Source organism: Paludisphaera rhizosphaerae, assembly GCF_011065895.1.
Taxonomy (GTDB): Bacteria; Planctomycetota; Planctomycetia; order Isosphaerales; family Isosphaeraceae; genus Paludisphaera; species Paludisphaera rhizosphaerae.
The window spans coordinates 33,697-51,110 of the sequence record NZ_JAALCR010000014.1 but is presented as its reverse complement, the minus strand read 5'-3'; the positions used below and the strand labels follow the sequence as shown (position 1 = coordinate 51,110).

Here is a 17,414-nt window from a genome sequence, read left to right as displayed (position 1 = left end):
CGCGCACGGCCGGGGAATCAAGCGTTGTTCCGTCGATATCCTGGAACCGGGCGACGCCGTGATCTTTAGCGGGTCGCGGGGGCGTCCTTGGCGGCGATGGCCTGCGTGTTCTCGCGGTACGGAAGGACGTTCTTGTCGTAGTACTGGATCATCGTCCGATAGTCGGGCCCGTGGTTGACCTTCACCAGCCCGAAGCTCGACGCCACCTCGTCAGTCGCCCGGTCCAGCGTCCACCCGCAGTATTTGGTCCGGTAGGCGATCTGGGCCATCGAGACCCGGTTCAGCCCGTGGTGGCAGTGGAAGAAGATCGGGTAGTTGGCCGGGTCGTTCAGGACCGAAGCGGCCTCGTCGAGGATGTCGAAGATCGTCTTCGGCACCGCCTCGTTGCGCTGGTCGATGATCGGCTTGTGGATCCAGTTGATCCCCAGTTCCTTGGCGAGGGCCCGTTCCTTGACGGCGATGGCGCTGTCATATGGGTGGGCGAGCGCGAGGATCGACTTGATCTTGTAGTCGCGGGCGATCCGCCGCATGGGCCATTCCTTCTGCCAGGCGCCGCGGTAGATCTTGCCGGGGACGACCTCCGCGAACTGCTCGGCGAAGACGTAATCGTGGCCGTGACGCCAGAGCTGGTGGCCGGCCAGGCCGGTCAATCCGATCGCCAGCCCGCCACGCAGCCACTTACGACGATTGGTCATCGGGCGAATACTCCCTCATCAGCCGACCGACGGGCTCGACCCGCCTTGACGCTCCCCTTCCCTGGGGCTCCCTCGCGACCGACGGCCGGACGGGGGCGGCGAATCCTAGCAGGAGACGCAGACCTCGACAAGGGGGACGCGCAGGCCCCTCGAACCTCGACGGCGGCGACATCCCCTGGACATCGGTCCCCAGGTGCGGCCTGGTTGAGAAAATTCAGCGCCGACGCGCAGGAAGCGGTTTTTCACGTCGTCAAATTCCGCCCCCTTGGTATTCTTCCCCCCGTCTCCTAGGATTGGGTTAACCTGGGCGAAAACCGCCGGAGGACCGTCGGCGATGATGGATCATGCAGTCAGGCGGGCGGTCCGGTTCGACCCGGCCTCGATCGCGACGATGACGATGGCGGAGTACACCTTGCAGGCTCGATCCGACCGGCATCTCGGACCCGTCTCCAAGGTCGTCGGACTCTACCAATCGGTGATGCGGCGCACCCTGGAGCACTTCTTCCCGGACTCCATCCTGGAGATCCAGGGGGACCGTACGATCATCGACGGCGACGTCGTCATGCAGGAAGCCCCCTACCGCCTCATCGACGACCCGGACCGACTCGCCATCGATATCGAATGGCGCGGGACCCGACTGACCTTCCAGCCCGGAAGCCCCGTCCCGCTCTTCCCGGCCGAGCGTCGGATGATCGACGTCATCGTGCGGGCTCTCGACTTCCGCTTCCGCGCCCTCTTCGATCACGAGGTCGCCGACCGCGTCGAGCGGTTCAGTTACCTGACCGAAGACCTGATCATCGCCGACTTCCTGTCGACGGTCGGTCCCTTTCGGATCCCGGCGGCGCTCGAAGCCCTGCGGGTCGCCGCGTTGTCCACCTATGAGAACAAACGAGTCACCACCGGGGCCCTGCTCCTGGGGACGCCTCACGATCCGACGACGCCCGGTCGGGAGAACATGCAGGGCGCTCCGCAGTTCAACGCCCGTCTGACGGCCATCAAGGGGTTCCACCGCCTTTGCGATGGAACCCGAACGGTCTTCGTGGTCGACCCTCAAGGGGAGTTGGTCCGAATCGCCGACATCGCCGAGTGGGCTGAACGGACGCAGCTCCAGCGTCCGCTCGCGCATCTCTGCCCCCGGCCTTACCAGAGCCACGCCCGAGCGACGATCACCGGCGGCCACGTCTGCCTGGTTCTCACACCTCAGCAAGAGATCAAGGTCTTCGCCGAGGGGGAATTGGCCTTCAGCTTCAGTGACGGCCGCTGGCGCCTGCTGGACATCCCCAACAAGTTCGCCGTCTGGCGCGAGGCCGTGAAACGATCGAGCGACGGCGACCTCGCCCGCCGTCTCTTCCAGGCGGCGCTGAATCTCAGCGAGGCCCGCGTCGGAGCCTTGCTGGTGGTCGCCCGAGACCCCGAGAAGTCCGTCCCCCAGCTCATCGCCCCGGTCGACAGGATGGCTGAGGAGATCGCCTTCGACGACCCTCAGGACCCGGAGAACCTCTCGCCGCGCCTGGCGAAGAGGGCACTACACCACGCGGTCCGCGGGATGACCGTCGGCCAGTTGGAACCGACCGTGCTGGAATCGATCGCCAGCCTCGACGGCGCTGTCGTCGCCGACCCCGACGGCAACCTGCTGACCTTCGGCGCGATCCTCCGGATCAACCCCGAAGTCCTCGACATGGGCCGTTCCGTTCAGGGCGCCCGGACTCTCGCCGCGCTGGCGGCCTCGCAATTCGGCCCCGTGCTGAAAGTGAGCGAGGACGGTTACGTGTCGATGTTCCTCAAGGGTCGCCGCGTCTGGGAATTCTGACGACCATCAACTGGTCGTTGGCAAGAGCCCGCGAGCCCAGACGTCGTCCTCGGGCGAGAGCGGCGGTTCGGGGTCGCGCTTGTAGAGGCGATACTGATAGGCTGCGTCCTCGTAGGCTTCATCGAGAGCCGCCCGGAGATCAACGCGGGCCGGGACGTCTTCGGACTTCAGTGGGATCGGGATGATCGGCAGCGGATCGCGTAGGCCGATCGGCCAGAACCCAGCCCGACTCTGTCGCTCGGCGCGAACCACGAGGACCGAATAGGCGCAAGGGGGGCGGGCGCTCGTCGGCATCGGCGGATGTGCCCGCAAGAAGTCGATCTCGACGAGGTTGACGTCGGCCGCCAGGATCGTTCGTCGCTTGTTGAGATAGCTCGTCCGGTTGTCGCCCGGCCGCTTGTTCGTAGGGCTCAAGAGTTCGACGACGGTCACGAGATACTGACCGTCGGCATCCGTGATCCGGAGATAAGGGAGCCGTTCCTCATTCTCCCGAGGAAGCTCCAGGTAAACGGGAGCCTCGATCTGGGCGACGGCCGTGCCGCAAGCCGGGCGCTGCTCGTCCGTTCGCCTCACGCCAAGGTCGGGGCGGAACCAGCCCACGCGTTCCTCGTCTTCGTTGTTGATGTAGACGTTGTCATCGACATCGACGACGTACCGGGGAGAGATCTGACTCGCAATCTGACGGCAGAGACGCGACAGATAAAGATGATGGAACCCGTGCCAGACGAGCGGGTGCTCAAGCCACGGATTCATCCCCGGGAACGGCGAGGGCATGGCGATTCTCCCACAACGGCGACGGTTGGACTCTCGTCGATTTCGAGCATAGCACGGGCGTTTGGATCGCGTCTCCCTCAGCCGGACCTTGGCAGGTAGGCCCCGCACGACTCGCGAACGACCAGTCGCGGAGTGAGTCGGATCGTGCGAGCAGGAAGTTGAGGGTCGGCGATTCGGTCGAGCATCGTGCGGAAAGCGACGGCCGCGATTTCGCGACAGGGCTGATGAATCGTGGTCAGGGGGACGGACAGCAGCGTCGCATAACGGACGTCGTCGAAGCCGACGAGTCGGACGTCCTGGGGAACGCGCCGGCCGCAGCGTTGGAGCGATCGCATCAAAACGGCCGCCATCCGATCATTGGCGCAAATGATCGCGTCGAGAGGGTCGCGGAGGAACGAGTCACGGACCTGTTCCGGGTCGTCGAACTCACCCTCGCGAACGAAGTCGACGGGTGTGGAGAGGCCTCGCGACAGCATCGCCTCGCGGGCCCCGGCGATCCGGGCGTCGACAGTCGGAGCGGAAAACCGTCGACGAGCGAAGGCCAGCGAGCGACAGCCCAGCTTCAGTAGATGATCGGCCGCCATGAAGCCGGCGGCGAAGTTGTCCAACCCCACCAGGTCCAACCCCTCGCGCATGGGGAATGGGACAAGATCGCGGTCGATCAAGACAACCGCCACCCCTTCCCGCCGCAGCTTCTCGACAAGGTCGCGATTGGCCGATGCGCCCTCCGACGCGTTCTCGAATGGGGCGAAGAAGACGCCCGCGGCCCGGCTGCGAACGAACTGATCGCATAGCTCGTCGGCGTCGCGGAAGCCCAGATCCTCGCTCGACGACCGCCGCCCCGCCCCCCAGATCAGGCCATAGCCTCGACCTCGGGCCAGCCCCGCCAGTTCGCCGCCGATCGCCTCGAAGATCTCAGTCGTACCCAATCCGGGGACGAGGAAGCCAAGCTGATGGCCGGCCGTCGCGGTCACAGCCTGAGGCCGGACGAAACTCCCCGCCCCAACTCGGCGCTCCACCAAACCCTGATCCTGCAGGTCTCGCATCGCCCGCGCGATGGTCGGCCGCGAGACGCCAAACCGTCCCACAAGTTGCGCCTCGCTGGGTAATCGGCCGGACGGCCCGAACTTCCCCGCGGCGATCTCCGCCGTCAGCTCTCGCGAGACACGTTCGTGTTTTGGTTCGAGCGTCATGATTGAACCTGACCATCAACCCGATTAGCCATGACAACTATTTTACAGATTCCATACGAATCGCCAATGCCATCATCGCCCTGGGAATTTATACTTCGGCTGACAGGCGGGTGAAGCGTTCCCCCACCTTGTTCATTGGCCCAGGAGGTTGAAGGAATGCAGGATAGCGACACCATGAACCGCGCCTTTCGAGGACGTCCGCCGGCCCCATCGGGGTTGGGTTACCTGATCGACATGGACGGCGTGATCTATCGCGGCGGCCGACTGATCCCCGGCGCGGATCAGTTCATCGCCAAGCTGTTGGAGGCCGGGACGCCTTTCCGGTTCTTGACCAACAACAGCCAGCGAACGCGCCGCGACGTGGCCACGAGGCTCCAGCGGATGGGGATCCCTGTTCGCGACGAGCACGTCTACACCTGTGCGATGGCCACGGCCCGATACCTGGCCCGCCAGCGTCCGGGAGGGACGGCCTACGTCATCGGCGAAGGCGGCCTGCTGAATGCTCTGCATGAAAACGGCTACGCCGTGGTGGACAAGGATCCGGACTACGTCGTCGTCGGCGAAGGCCGCACCATCAGTTTTGAGATGGTGGAGGCCGCCGTCCGGATGATCCTCAAGGGGGCGAAACTGATCGCCACCAATCCCGACCCGAACTGCCCCACCGAGCAGGGACTTCGACCCGGCTGCGGTGCAATCGTGGCGATGATCGAGTCGGCCAGCGGCGTGAAGGCGTTCAGCCCTGGCAAGCCCAGCCCGCTGATGCTCCGAGGCGCCCGCAAGGAGCTTGGGCTGACCACCGACCAGACGGTCGTCATCGGCGACACGATGGAGACCGACATCCTCGGCGGCGTCCAGCTTGGCTTCAAGACCGTGCTCGTCCTCAGCGGGGGCACGAACCGCGAGGACCTGAGCGACTACGCCTACCTCCCCGACAAGATCGTCGACTCGATCGCCGACCTCGACCCGACGCAGCTCGCCTGCGAATTCGGGGCGGCAGCCGCCGACACCCCGTCCGATCCTCTCCCTGCTTCTCTCCCACGTCACGACCGGCGGCACTCCTCCCACCGCCGCGAGGTGGTCCTCACCTCGGAAGTCCTCTGACCCTGATCCCGAACGCGACACAGCAGCGCCCGGGACCTCTCCCGCGCGGCGGGGCCTTCCGCGCTTCGCCCGATCCGGACCGCGACGGTCCACTCTCTGATGAAAGGAAGACTCATGGCGAAATCCAAAACCATCCCTGAACCCAAAGCCTCTCCGGCAGCCCGACGGACGCGCGTCGGCTATGTCTCGCCCTCCGTTCTCGGTCGAATCCCGGCCGAGCGCGTTCTCGACCTCCTCCAGCACACCGGCGACCGCAACGCGCCGATCGCCTGGTGCGGCGGCGGCGACCTTCCCCACGACCTCGAGGCCGTCTGCCCCATCGTCGTCGTCAACCGTGAAGACGCCATCCGGATGCTCGACGCCGAATCCCAAACTGCGACGATCGAATTGGCGCTGGGCCTCTCCCGCCGCGCGAAGCAGGCTGGCGCGATCCGCGTTGTGACCGGCGGCGGCTCTCGGCCGATAGCCCTCGTCCGGGAGAGCCGCGGCGTCTGGGAATGCCTGGAGGCCGATCCCGTTGCGGTCTCCCACCCGCGGCATCTTGCCGGCGTCGGCGACGTCTTCGCCGCGCGTCTCCTCAGCGCGGCCCTGGCCGAAAACCCCGCGCGGCTCACGGCCGAGCTTCCGCTCGCCGACGCCCTGCAGCTTGCGCGATTCGCAGCGGCCGGCTACATCGCCGACGGCGTCCAGCCGACGACCGAGGAGATCGAGGCGGCCGTCGCGGCTCGGCCCGAGTATCGCCCTCAAGGCGTCCACGCCGTGCGATCGTGGTCGGTCCCCAAGCCGGGGGGATTCGTCTTCAACAGCCTGAATTGGCACCCGCGGCCGCTGGTCTGACCTCGGCCGCGCCCCCGCCCCAGGTCGAGACGACCCCTCGACCAGGGGGCGGGGTGTTTCCGGGCCTTCGAAACGAACACGGCCGGATGCGAAGCCGAGGGCTCGCATCCGGCCGAGGTTCAAACGGGCGACCCTAGAGGATCGCCGCGTTCTCAGTTCTGGCCCGACGCCTGCGGGGCGGCGTAGACCGGGGCCTGCGGAGCGGCGTAGACCGCGGCCGGGGCGTAGACGGTCTCGGTGCAGGTCTCGACCGGGGCCGACTTGTGGCAGCCGAAGCCCTTGAACTTGGGCAGGCTCAGGCACTTGAGACCGCCGAAGCAGTGCTTCTTGGGAGCCGGGGCGCAGGTCTCGACGACCGGCGGGGGGCACGGCGGCGGGGTGGGGACGCAAACCGGCTCGGGAGCCGGGGCGCAGGTCGGGGCGGAGCACTTCTTCAGCTTGAGGTGACAGGCCGAAGCTTCGCCGCCGAGGACGAAAGAACCAACCAGAGCGCCGAGGGCGAGGCCCAGCAGATGCAGCTTCATCGAACAATCTCCTGCAAATTCCAAGGGGATGTCTTATCTCTGTACCGTGGGTCGAACCACCCGGAAGGACGTCGGTAGGTTCGCAAGGTGTGCCTGGAACGTAGGGTATAAGATGGATCCCAGAATGCCAACCCCTCAGGTCCACTTTCTTAGAAAAGTCCATCAATCCTACGGCATACTCGTCAAAACTCATATTTCCATTAATCCAACAGGTCAACCCAGTCACCGAAATCCCCCAACGCCTTGACTTCCGCCCAAATTCGTACGGCTGCACTCCTCCTATCAGAGCGCGGCCCGGGATGTTATGCTGGATGGATCGAACCCGAACCGCTTCATCACCTTCGCCTGCAATACGTTAAGATAGGCAAGAACATGTCCACCGCCTCCCCCTCCTCTGACGCGAACGACCCCCTTCAGTTCGACCAGGCCGAATTCACCAAGGAAGCTCCCGCCGGCGTCGTTTGCGCGACCTGCAAATCGCTGATCGTCGACAGGTACTACGAGGTGAATGGACATATCGTATGCGAGTCGTGCCGGGGCCGGATCGAGCAGACTTGGACCGGCGGCTCGAAGGTCGGCCGGGTGGTCAAGGCGTCGATCCTCGGTTTCCTGGCTGCGATCGTCGGGGCGATCGGCTATTACGCGATCACGAAAATGACCGGGTACAACCTCGGCCTGGTTTCGGTGGTCGTCGGCGTCATGATCGGCATGGCCGTTAAGGCGGGATCGGGAGGCCGCGGAGGCCTGGGATATCAACTGCTTGCGGTGGGCCTCACATACACTTCGATCGCCATCATGCTCATCCCGATGGTCCTCGAAGGTTTGCAGGAACGTCGGGAGGCCGAAGAGAAGCAACAGACTGAGCAAATCCAGAAGGTGCTCGACGACGCTATCGCGAAGCACGAGGCCGAATCCAAGGACGCGCCGAAGAGCGACGAAGCCCCGGGCACGACAGACGCCCCCAAGGTCGAGGAACCGAAAACGGCCGAGGCGCCCAAGGCGGAGAATCTGACCGAAAAGCCCGTCGCCGAGGCCGCCCCACCGGCCGCGGAAGGCCCGACCGAGGTGATCGTTGAGGAGGATGAGGAGGACGACGCTCCCTCGGCGCCGAGGCTGGTCATGATCGCCATGCTGCTGGGGCTGGCGTTCTCCTTGCCGGTTATCGTAGGGTCTTCCGCCCCGATCTCGGGTTTGATCTACGGATTCGCACTCTGGGAAGCCTGGAAGATCAACCGGCCCACGGCGTTGGCGATGTTCAACGGCCCGTACAAGGTCGAGCGCCCCGCCGCGGTCGCCCCCGAGGTCGTGATCGAAGACAACCCCCATCGGGATGATGGCCATGGAGCCTGAGGCTGAAAGGGCGTGTCGCGGTTGCGGGATTGAACTGGGGCGCGGCATGTTGGTTTGCCCCAGCTGCCATCGTCTGGTCCACGCCGAGCGATTGACAGAACTCGCCGCTGAGGCCCAGGCCGCCGAGACCCGCGCCGATTGGTCGACCGCCCTGGGTTTCTGGCGGGACGCAGTGGATCTCCTCCCCAACGGGACTCGCCAGCGCGACACAATCGTGGCCCGGATCGCAGACCTGGGCCGAAAGGCGGACGCCTCGCCGACGCCGTCGCCTGTTCCCGCACAGGCTGACCCATCTACAAGCGCCAACGGATGGTCGGCCGGTGCGGCGGCTGGAGGGCTCGGGGCGCTGGCCATGGTCGCCCTGAAGTTTAAGTTCGTGCTGCTCGCCTTGGTCACGAAGGGGAAGCTCCTGATCGGCGGGCTACTCAAGGGTGGCTCGACATTCTGGACGATGCTCGCCGCGACCGGCGTCTACTGGACGGCTTTCGGGCTGCCATTCGCGATCGGGCTGGTCCTGTCGATCTACGTCCACGAGATGGGGCACGTGGCCGCGCTTCGGCGATACGGCGTGAGAGCCAGCGCTCCGATGTTCATCCCCGGCCTGGGCGCCGTCGTCCGACTGGGGCAGGCTCTCCACGACCCGAGACAGGATGCGCGCGTGGGCTTGGCGGGACCGATCTGGGGGCTTGCCGCCTCGGTCGCTTGCGCCGGGATCTTCTACGCCACTGGTCAGCCGCTGTATGCAGCACTGGCGAGGGTCGGCGCGTTCGTCAATCTGTTCAACCTCATACCATTCTGGCAACTCGACGGAGGCCGCGCGTTTCGCTCGCTGAATCGCCCCCAGCGTTGGTTGGCGGTCGCCGCGTTGGCGACCTCGTGGTCTGTCACCCACGATGGAATCGTCCTTCTGCTCATCTTCGTGGCCGTTGCCGCAACCATCTTCGATAAGCCTGCCGAGCAATCCGACGCCGGCGTACTTGGGTGGTACGCCTTTCTGGTCGCCGCCCTCTCCGCCCTGGCATTCGCCCCTTACTTGAGGGTCGGAGCAGTCCTCTAAGCCGGCCTCGCGAATGGGTTCGTTCTCCTGGCCCAACGAACCAACCCGTCTTCCACATCTCCCTGTCTTACAAGAGCTTGTCTCCATCGTTCCGGCTCCGAAGGCGGCTTCGTTCGGCGAACTTCGTCTGAATGTTGAAGGTGCCCTTCACGCCTGCGCTGCCAAGCCGTGCGCATAGACCCCTCTGTAAGAGAATGTGGCGAACGATTCCCGATCTTGAAGGCTGGTTTGCCCAAAGCCGCCTGACAGTCAGATGTGCGAGCCCCTGGAAAGGCCAGATCGGATCGTCGATGATGTCGGCCCCGGCCATTGAACCTGCCTGCCTGTCCGGAGCCCTCCCGATGACCACGATCCTCACCCTGACTCTGAGTCTCGTCGCTTTTCAGGCCGAGCCCCCGAAGGCCGAGATCATTGACGTCCGGCGCGTCTGGGACGCGGCGAACCACAATGCGTTCACGGACCTGATCCGCTTCCAGGACCACTGGTTCCTGACCTTCCGCGAAGGTCAGAAGCACGTCTCGTCAGACGGAGCGATCCGTGTGCTGACGTCGGACGACGGCGAGAAATGGACGTCGGTCGCGCGGTTGACGTCCGACGCGGGCGACCTCCGCGACCCCAAGCTCTCGATCACTCCCGACGGCCGATTGATGCTCGCGGGAGCCTCGGCACTCAACCCGCCGAGCGCGATCAAGCATCAGTCGTACGTCTGGATCTCCTCCGACGGGCGCGAGTGGTCGGAGCCGCATCCGGTGGGCGACCCGAACTTCTGGGTCTGGCGGCCGGCCTGGCATGAGGGAACCGCCTATGCCGTCGGCTATTCGTCCGTCGAGCCCCGAACCACCCGGCTCTATTCCCGGAAGCCCGGCGAGGAGGGCCAGACCCTCGTCCCGACGCTCTTCAGCGAGGGCTTCCCCAACGAGTCCGCCCTCGCCTGGCTGCCCGACGAGACGGCCGTCTGCCTGATGCGTCGCGACGGCAAGCCGAACACGAACCAGCTTGGCCTGGCGAAGCCGCCCTACACCGAATGGACCTGGAAGGACCTGGGCGTCCACCTGGGAGGCCCCGCCCTGCTCCGCCTCCCGGACGGTCGACTCCTCGCCGGCGGTCGACTCCACGCCCCCAAGGTTCACACCGCGCTCTGCTGGCTCGACACCGAGGCCGGCAAGCTCACCGAGTTCCTCGCCCTCCCCTCCGGCGGCGACACCAGCTACCCGGGCCTCGTCCTCCACGAAGGGACGCTCTGGGTCAGCTACTACTCGTCCCACGAAGGCAAGACATCCATCTACCTGGCCCGCGTCAAGCTGCCCGCGAAATCGTAACCGGGCCGCGTTCGGGGTGGCGGTCGGAGAGGAAACTCGCCGGCCGGGTTGTCATCCGCCGTCGCGGTGTTGGGTTTGATCGGGTTCGTCCGCACAGCAGGGCGACCGAACCCGATCGACGCAATCCCAATTCCGACATCATGTTGACACGTTTCGCCTGCTCCCTCAGTGGGTCCGATCGACCGTTTTTCATCGGCCAGACGAAGCCCGGCATGCCCGAGCGAAGATGCCGAATGTTGAATTGCCAAGGATCTCCCACTACAGGGAGTATGGTCCAAAACGAGCAGGAACGACGAAAAACCCGGCGACTCGGAACAACAAGCGACCCTGCCCTGGAGGCCCCGAGCCAAAGGAAACCCATACCCCAAGCCGCTAAATCAATCCCATGCTCAACAAAAAAAGCCCACGAGACCACGTGCGTGCAACCAAGATATTGCAGTCGAGCCCAGAACTTAGGTCTCACCGTCGCGCCAGACAGGGCTGGGTTCAGCATTCATCAGATTCGGCACCTGCGACTATTCATAGGTCTTAAGCGCCGAATCCGTTATGGAAGCAATTTTTGGATCAGCCTGCTTGCCGCTGTTTTATGCTGCGGATGCTTCGGGGGCAATCTGACCATCCCATCTCCGGACGGCACACTAATTCTGAAGACGAGACTCGAAGGGACCGAGAAAGATCCGCACAAAACGATAATACATTTTAACATATGCGACACAAAAGGCGACGTCATACAGAGCATTGACACACATGCATCGGTCCTACATCGCTGGAAACTCACTTGGCTATCCAATAAGAGAATTCGACTAGACAGCTCGGATATAGGCACAAGACATTGGTCATTATTCTCAAACAACAAATGGTTGCAGGAGCGGATCCCAGGAATGTATATATTTGATGATGACGAGGAATTTGCCCCGAAAGGTTTGGCTCCTAAAGATTGATCACAGCGTGAAATGCCTACCACGCTTAGGGCCGGCACCTGGCCGTCCCGCGGGCCTCCACCACGGGCTCGGCCTAGCCCGGAGGGATGGGAAACGGGTCGAAGAAAGGTTGTACAGGCTAAATCGATGTCCCTTCAAGTTTGCTTCGGTCGACGATGGACATGATAAAGCGACGAGCGCGGCGTTAAGTCGGGAATCGCGGGTGAATTCTTGCTGCATCCGTGAAAGCGGTCCTGCTCCATTCCGATTCGCTACTCATCACCCGTTTGAAGTCTCGACTGCCGTGCAGGAAGCGGAGCACGATGATGGCCCACGCTCGAGGCGGTAGAACGCGACGTGGGGATGCGCGGTAAAGCATCGCAGGCCGGACGAAAGATCGTCGAGTGCCTGGCCCATCCGGGGAAATCGGGCGTACAGGCGAGCAGCGGCGAAGAACCGGCCTAGAAGCCGGTCGGCGGCGGTGGCGTTTAGCTGCGACAGGTACTCGCAAACTTCATCCAAGTCGACGAGCGCCTCGCGCGAGACGAGGGCGTCGCTTACGCTTTCCGCCCCGATTTGCGGGCCGCCTGACGTCCCCTACCGCGACGCTTCACGTCGTCGATGAGTTTCTGATTCAGCGGCACGACTTCGCCCCGGTCGGCCTGGTCGAGGCCGACCTGGAGAGCGGCTCGAAGGTCGGCGAGCTTCTGCTGATGAGGTTCCTCACGTTCTTTAAGGAGTCGTAGCCCCTCGCAGACAACCTCGCTCGCGGTGTGGTCCATGCCGCTTTGGACCTTGGATTCCACGTCCTTTCCAAGCTCGGGTGTCAGCGGAACGTTCATCGTCGCGCTCCTGACCCTGATTCGCAATCTCCTCTCAACCCAGCACCAATGGCAAAAACTAGCAGTTCTTGTTACTGCGCCTCTGATAGAACGCCTTGATGTGACGCGGAGGCCGGATCCACGAGCCTAATGCTCTCCTGCGCCGGGAGTGTCTCGCCCCCCCTACCCAGAGTGACGAGTTGGTTCGGATATCCAAACGACTGATGGAGGCCCCCCGACCGCCCGAGCGGACATGCACGGCGACGATCGCGCGGAACGTCGTCCATGAAGAAGGCGGCCTTCGCTGTCAGTTCGAGTTCCCGGGCTCCTGGCCCAGGTGAACGGCCGCCAAAGTCCCTCGTAAAAGGCCTGGATTTCTCGCCCTCTGGCGTTCAGGGCGGCGGATCACGTTGCAATTCGCGGGAAATCCCGGATAATGGTCCTTTCGTCTGAAGTCCGCGCTGATCGAATTGCTAGTCGGAGATGTTGACGTGGCCGTACCCAAGAGACGTAAATCCAAGTCCGCGAAGGGGAAGCGACGGAGTCACGACGCCCTCACCCCGATCAATCTGACTGTCTGCCCCATGTGCAAGCAGTCCGTGCCCACCCACAAGGTCCACGAGGAATGCCTGGCCGAGCACCTCAAGAACGGCGCTCCGGGCCGCATGGCCTTCTGACCTTTCGATCGAATCACCAAAAAGATCTCGACGCGGATTCCGCCGAGCCACAGATGGGTGGGTCGGCGTTTTCGCGCGCACTGCAAGCGCCGACCGATGCCCGTTTCTCCTCCCAAGTCCCTGACGACGCAACTAAAGCCCCTACTTGCTCGACACCTCCAAGACTCGCCGGAAGTTCCTTCTGGGTTGATGGTCGGAATCGGATGCCGTGGACACACCAGCGTGGCGATGCGCTGAGCAACGGCCGAGCGACCGCCCACGCCGGTTCGTGGCCACACCAGCGTGGCCATAGCACTCAGACCCACCTCGCTTCGGTGGCGTTGCAGCAAGCTGATAAAAAAACGGAGCCTCCCGCCGATGGCGAAAGACTCCGTTTGGTGATTCAAGCCTCGAACGCTCGGCCGATCAGATCGGGTAGAGGTTCTTGAGGTTCTTGCGAGCTTCGGCGCTTCCCTTGGAGGCCTTGATGAGCGGGAAGGTCTGAACCTTGCCGTCGACTTCCAGGGTGAGCTGACCGCTGCGGATGACCGAGGTGGCGACGCGGACCTGGGTCGTGGTGCCGTTGGGCAGCCAGACGCGGATCCACTGCAAATTCGGCTTGAAGGTGCGGCGGCTGATGCCGGTCGTCTTCTTACCGACGCCGCCGAGGTACTTCGCCTTGCCGCGCTCGGTCTTGTGGTTGCCGAACGAGGTCTTCTTCCCGCTGACTTGGCACTCGCGGCCCATCGTTCCTACTCCTGCCTTACCAGCGCCCAGGCGGACGCGGTTTCTGTGCGTTTCAAAAGCGTCTGGAGGCGTCCGTCGCGATTCCCGGGACGGACTCGTCGCCCCCTCACCGCGAGCCCCGCGGTCGCCATGCTGCGCAAGGGCGCACGACAGATCGCGGGAAAGAGTCCCATTATCGCGTCCCTCGCGCCGTTTTCAAGCCCGATCGGCGCATCAGACGCCTCGCCCCCAGTGCAACCGGACGGTTGGGCCTCCCCAGAACGTGCCGATGCTCCGCCGCACCACCCGTCTCAGCTGGCCGGAGAGACCAGCCACATACCTCCATTGTGAGTGATGTTGTACGAACCACCGTTCTGGAGGAGGGCGGAGAAATAGACGAAATTCGTCTGCGGCGGGACCTTGATTCCGGTCCAAACTCCCGACTGGCCGGGAGGTTGCGCTGTCATGGTCCTGGTTTCGTTGGGCTTGAGCGTCACCAGACTGCCGGGAATCAAGACCCCCTGGGGACTGTAGCCGCCCACGCTGAGGGTGTTCGTGGTCTTGTTCGTGAACTTGATGCTGACGACGCTGCTCGGCATGCGAGGCTTCGGCTCGTTGAACACCTCGGAGCCGCGGCCGACGACTCGAAACTCTCCGCTTTGGACGCCGGCCTGAACGTGCTGGTAAAGGTCCTGGATCATCTGCCGCCGCGCAAAGAGTCCCGACCCAGGGACCGACGAATCGACCGTTGCGAGGTCGGACTGCCACGCGCCCGCCAACTGCTGACGACCGAACGGGATGCTGGCCGATCGCGCGACCAGGTTGATCTCGGCCGCGTTGAAGTCGCCGTTCTTGGCCAGCGTGCCCATGATCCGATGGACCTCACCGTCCACGCTCCGGAGCCGCGCCATGGTCAGCGTCGGGACCAGGGAGGTCGGCAGCCACCGGGATTCCAGCGATTCGGTCTCCGGGCGGAGGTGGGCTCGCGACTTGCGCATGGGTGATCTCCAGAGGTGATTCGCGACGGGCCCTGGATCGGGAAAACCGATCCACGCAGCCGACGGGGAGAGATCGAAACACTCTTGTATTTCGATCACGTCGTCACCGCCCTGTCAATGAACAAGGTGGACAAATGAAACGGTCCTGGAGCCTGATCGAACGAGCTTCACCTTGCCTGCCGGGATGGAACGTGCGTATCCTGCCCGCGTCTTGAGAAGACCCCCAGGGATTCGGGAGCCCTCGCATGCCTTCACGACGCGCCGAGTTGATCGTCTTCGGCGTGGTGCTGGCGACGCTCGTCGGAGGCTTCCTCCACGACGCCCTTCGGCCCGGACGGATCCTCAGTCCGGCCGACGTGCTGCTCGTCGAATCGAGTTTCCGCGAACCGGGCTCGCTCCCGTTTGAGCCGGCCAATCGGCTGCTGATGGATCCCGTCCTCCAGTTTCAGCCGTGGCTGGCTTTCAACCGCTCCGAAATCCGCGCCGGTCGGCTCCCGCTTTGGAATCCATACGCCGGTTGCGGGGCCCCTCACCTGGCGAACGCCCAGAGCGCGGTGTTCGACCCGTTCAACCTGATCATCGTCCTCGGTCCCTGGCCCACCGCGCTGGCGTGGACGGCAGCGGCACGTCTCTGGTTCGCCGGCCTGGGGGCGTTTCTGCTGGCGAGGTCGTGGGGCTTCGGTCCGTGGGGACGCTGGTTCGTCGGCCTGACGTTTCCGTTCTGCGGCTTCCTCGTGGTTTGGCTGCTCTACCCCGTCACGCCGGCTGCCGTCTGGCTGCCGTGGGTGCTGCTGGCCTCCGACCGGGCGATCGCGTCGCCCTCGGCTCGATCAGCGGGCTTGCTGGCGTTGTGCGTCGGCGGCGTGCTGGTCGCGGGGCACATCCAGACGAGCGCCCACGTTCTCCTGGCGTCCTTGGTGCTGGCGATCTGGCGCCTGGCGGTCGTTCACGAGCGAAGAGCCCCGGCGCTGTCCTGGGGAATGGGGGTCGCGCTGGGGATCGGAATCGCGGCCGTGCAGATCGTCCCGCTGGCCGACTATCTGGGCAAGAGCCCGGTCTGGGCTGAACGCCATCGCGAGCATCCGCCGTGGTGGCGACCGACCCGACCGCGAATCCTGGAGGCCGCCTGTACCGCCCTCCCCTACCTTTACGGCAGCCAGCGCCAGGGGCATCCCAACCTGGCACGCGGGCTCGGGCTGAACAACCTCAACGAATCGGCGGGAGGCTTCGCCGGTCTGGCAACGTTCGCGTGGCTCGCGCCGTTGGCTGTGATCGGGGCTCGCAAGAAGTCCGAGACGCGACTCCTGATCGTGCTGCTGACGATCGGCGCGATGGGCGCGTTCCGAATCCCTCCGGTCGACAATCTCCTTCGCGCCTTGCCCGTCGTGGGCGTCATGGACAACCGGCGGCTGACTCTGTGGGTAGCCTTCGCGCTGACGTTCCTGGGAGGGATCGGGCTGGACCGGACGGCCTCGGGCGAGTTGCTCTCCCAGCGATGGTCGAACGCCTGGACCGCAGTTGGGTGTCTATTCTTCGCAGGGGCGTTGCTCATTCCCTTCTCGGAATCCGCCCTGAGACAACGGGCCGAACGGCATTATCAGAACGCGACCGAGCCCCTGGAGCCTCCGGAGATTGCCCGCCGAGTGGAACTCCAGGTCCGGACGACGCTCGATTTCAGCCGTCGCTACCTGGGGATCGCCGCGGCGGCCTTCGGCGCGATGCTAACGATCGCGGAAGGGGCGCGGGGAGGTATCACCCTGCTCCGCTCGCTCCCCGCCCTGCTCCTCGCCGCGACGCTCGTCGATCTCTTCGCGTTCGGCGTCGGCCTCAACCCGGCGATTGATCGCGAGGTTCAGGAATTCGAGCCGCTGCTGATCAAGCGCCTTCGAGAGGATCTAAGGCCTGGCCGCCGCGCGCTGGGGCTCGGCGGCGAACTGCCGTCGAACGTGCTGATGCGCTTCGGCCTGGCCGACCCGAGGAACTACGACTCAGTGGAGATGGCGCGGAACCTCGACTACTTCGAGCCGCTGTACGAGGAGACCGACGAGGCGCGGAGCAGCCGTCGCACGGTGTCGTGGCGGACTGTCGCCAGGGCGTTGCCGAAGCTTCGCGAGGCGGCCGTTGGGGCCATCGTCGCCGCTTCGCCGCCGCCCGATCCGTCGCTCTTCAACCGCGTCGAGAAGATCGGCGCGGCCTGGGTCGCCTGGCTCGACGGGCCGGAGCGGGTCACGCTCGAGGGACCCGGCCGCGCGACGGTCGACCCGCGTTCGACGGCCTCGGCGATCCGCGTCGACGTCTCCGCCGATGGTCCCGCCCGTCTGATCCTCCGCGAGACGTGGGACGAGGGATGGACCGCTCGCGTCGACGGGAAACCCGTCGACGTCGACTGCCACGACAACGTGTTTATGTCCTTATCGATCATGCCGAATCCGCACGTCGTCGAATTTGCATATCAGCCAGGTCCGGTTCGAATCAGTCTGGCGACGTCGATCGGCGCGGTCGCCGCGGCGGTTCTCGCCTTGACAGTTCGCCGCCGATGGGCGTTCATGGAATGGCCAGGTGGGGGCTTGGACGGAACCGAGCCCGCCGGTTAAGATCGAGTGAAGATCGATCTTGGCCGGAGCATCAGACCG

The 17,414-nt window shown here is 64.5% G+C and carries 16 protein-coding genes; 8 read left to right on the top strand and 8 right to left on the bottom strand.

All coding sequences use genetic code 11. The features are described from left to right. Positions 1 to 65: 65 nt before the first annotated feature. On the bottom strand, positions 66 to 695 hold the full coding sequence (locus tag G5C50_RS18590) for a protein-tyrosine phosphatase family protein (RefSeq protein WP_165071756.1): 630 nt from the start codon (positions 693 to 695) through the stop codon (positions 66 to 68). A 334-nt stretch (positions 696 to 1,029) separates the two neighbouring features. Here G5C50_RS18590 and G5C50_RS18585 point away from each other — a divergent pair, with 334 nt between their 5' ends. Further along, positions 1,030 to 2,505: a diadenylate cyclase gene (locus G5C50_RS18585; protein ID WP_240907218.1), complete on the top strand. Its 1,476-nt coding sequence runs from the start codon at positions 1,030 to 1,032 to the stop codon at positions 2,503 to 2,505. A gap of 6 nt (positions 2,506 to 2,511) precedes the next feature. Here G5C50_RS18585 and G5C50_RS18580 read toward each other — a convergent pair whose 3' ends face one another. Both G5C50_RS18580 and G5C50_RS18575 read right to left on the bottom strand, forming a co-directional pair. After that, entirely contained in the window at positions 2,512 to 3,279 is a 768-nt protein-coding gene (locus G5C50_RS18580; RefSeq protein WP_165071755.1) for a DUF4058 family protein, read from the bottom strand. 77 nt (positions 3,280 to 3,356) lie between these two features. Further along, complete coding sequence (locus G5C50_RS18575; RefSeq protein ID WP_165071754.1) at positions 3,357 to 4,472, bottom strand: GntR family transcriptional regulator; 1,116 nt, start codon at positions 4,470 to 4,472, stop codon at positions 3,357 to 3,359. A 174-nt stretch (positions 4,473 to 4,646) separates the two neighbouring features. Here G5C50_RS18575 and G5C50_RS18570 point away from each other — a divergent pair, with 174 nt between their 5' ends. Together G5C50_RS18570 and G5C50_RS18565 are read left to right on the top strand one after the other, a co-directional pair. After that, positions 4,647 to 5,573 carry an HAD-IIA family hydrolase gene (locus tag G5C50_RS18570; RefSeq protein ID WP_206107769.1) on the top strand — a complete coding sequence of 309 codons (927 nt, stop codon included), beginning with the start codon at positions 4,647 to 4,649 and terminating at the stop codon, positions 5,571 to 5,573. A 114-nt stretch (positions 5,574 to 5,687) separates the two neighbouring features. Then, complete coding sequence (locus G5C50_RS18565; RefSeq protein ID WP_165071753.1) at positions 5,688 to 6,410, top strand: hypothetical protein; 723 nt, start codon at positions 5,688 to 5,690, stop codon at positions 6,408 to 6,410. A gap of 152 nt (positions 6,411 to 6,562) precedes the next feature. Here the strand turns inward: G5C50_RS18565 and G5C50_RS18560 are convergent, their stop codons facing one another. Continuing rightward, positions 6,563 to 6,934 carry a hypothetical protein gene (locus G5C50_RS18560; RefSeq protein WP_165071752.1) on the bottom strand — a complete coding sequence of 124 codons (372 nt, stop codon included), beginning with the start codon at positions 6,932 to 6,934 and terminating at the stop codon, positions 6,563 to 6,565. Positions 6,935 to 7,306: 372 nt separating this feature from the next. On the opposite strand from G5C50_RS18560, the gene G5C50_RS18555 reads away from it, so the two are divergent. The 3 genes from G5C50_RS18555 to G5C50_RS18545 all read left to right on the top strand — a co-directional run bounded on the left by G5C50_RS18555 (position 7,307) and on the right by G5C50_RS18545 (position 10,660). Then, complete coding sequence (locus G5C50_RS18555; protein ID WP_165071751.1) at positions 7,307 to 8,284, top strand: LIM domain-containing protein; 978 nt, start codon at positions 7,307 to 7,309, stop codon at positions 8,282 to 8,284. 46 nt (positions 8,285 to 8,330) lie between these two features. Then, entirely contained in the window at positions 8,331 to 9,341 is a 1,011-nt protein-coding gene (locus tag G5C50_RS18550) for a site-2 protease family protein (protein WP_165071750.1), read from the top strand. 341 nt (positions 9,342 to 9,682) lie between these two features. Then, complete coding sequence (locus G5C50_RS18545; RefSeq protein ID WP_165071748.1) at positions 9,683 to 10,660, top strand: sialidase family protein; 978 nt, start codon at positions 9,683 to 9,685, stop codon at positions 10,658 to 10,660. A gap of 1,199 nt (positions 10,661 to 11,859) precedes the next feature. Here the strand turns inward: G5C50_RS18545 and G5C50_RS33275 are convergent. Together G5C50_RS33275 and G5C50_RS18535 are read right to left on the bottom strand one after the other, a co-directional pair. Beyond that, positions 11,860 to 12,156, bottom strand: coding sequence for a type II toxin-antitoxin system RelE/ParE family toxin (locus G5C50_RS33275; protein WP_407673569.1), 297 nt, complete (start codon positions 12,154 to 12,156; stop codon positions 11,860 to 11,862). After that, entirely contained in the window at positions 12,138 to 12,422 is a 285-nt protein-coding gene (locus G5C50_RS18535) for a type II toxin-antitoxin system ParD family antitoxin (protein ID WP_165071746.1), read from the bottom strand. Before G5C50_RS18535 ends, G5C50_RS33275 begins: the two co-directional genes overlap by 19 nt. A gap of 470 nt (positions 12,423 to 12,892) precedes the next feature. On the opposite strand from G5C50_RS18535, the gene rpmF reads away from it, so the two are divergent. Further along, a complete protein-coding gene (gene rpmF, locus G5C50_RS18530) occupies positions 12,893 to 13,078 on the top strand; it encodes a 50S ribosomal protein L32 (RefSeq protein WP_165071745.1) in 186 nt (61 codons plus the stop codon). 405 nt (positions 13,079 to 13,483) lie between these two features. Here the strand turns inward: rpmF and rpmB are convergent, their stop codons facing one another. Continuing rightward, positions 13,484 to 13,804: a 50S ribosomal protein L28 gene (gene rpmB / locus G5C50_RS18525; protein WP_165071744.1), complete on the bottom strand. Its 321-nt coding sequence runs from the start codon at positions 13,802 to 13,804 to the stop codon at positions 13,484 to 13,486. Positions 13,805 to 14,094: 290 nt separating this feature from the next. Beyond that, entirely contained in the window at positions 14,095 to 14,781 is a 687-nt protein-coding gene (locus G5C50_RS18520; RefSeq protein WP_165071743.1) for a hypothetical protein, read from the bottom strand. 245 nt (positions 14,782 to 15,026) lie between these two features. Here G5C50_RS18520 and G5C50_RS18515 point away from each other — a divergent pair, with 245 nt between their 5' ends. After that, on the top strand, positions 15,027 to 17,375 hold the full coding sequence (locus G5C50_RS18515; protein WP_165071742.1) for a YfhO family protein: 2,349 nt from the start codon (positions 15,027 to 15,029) through the stop codon (positions 17,373 to 17,375). Positions 17,376 to 17,414 lie beyond the last annotated feature (39 nt).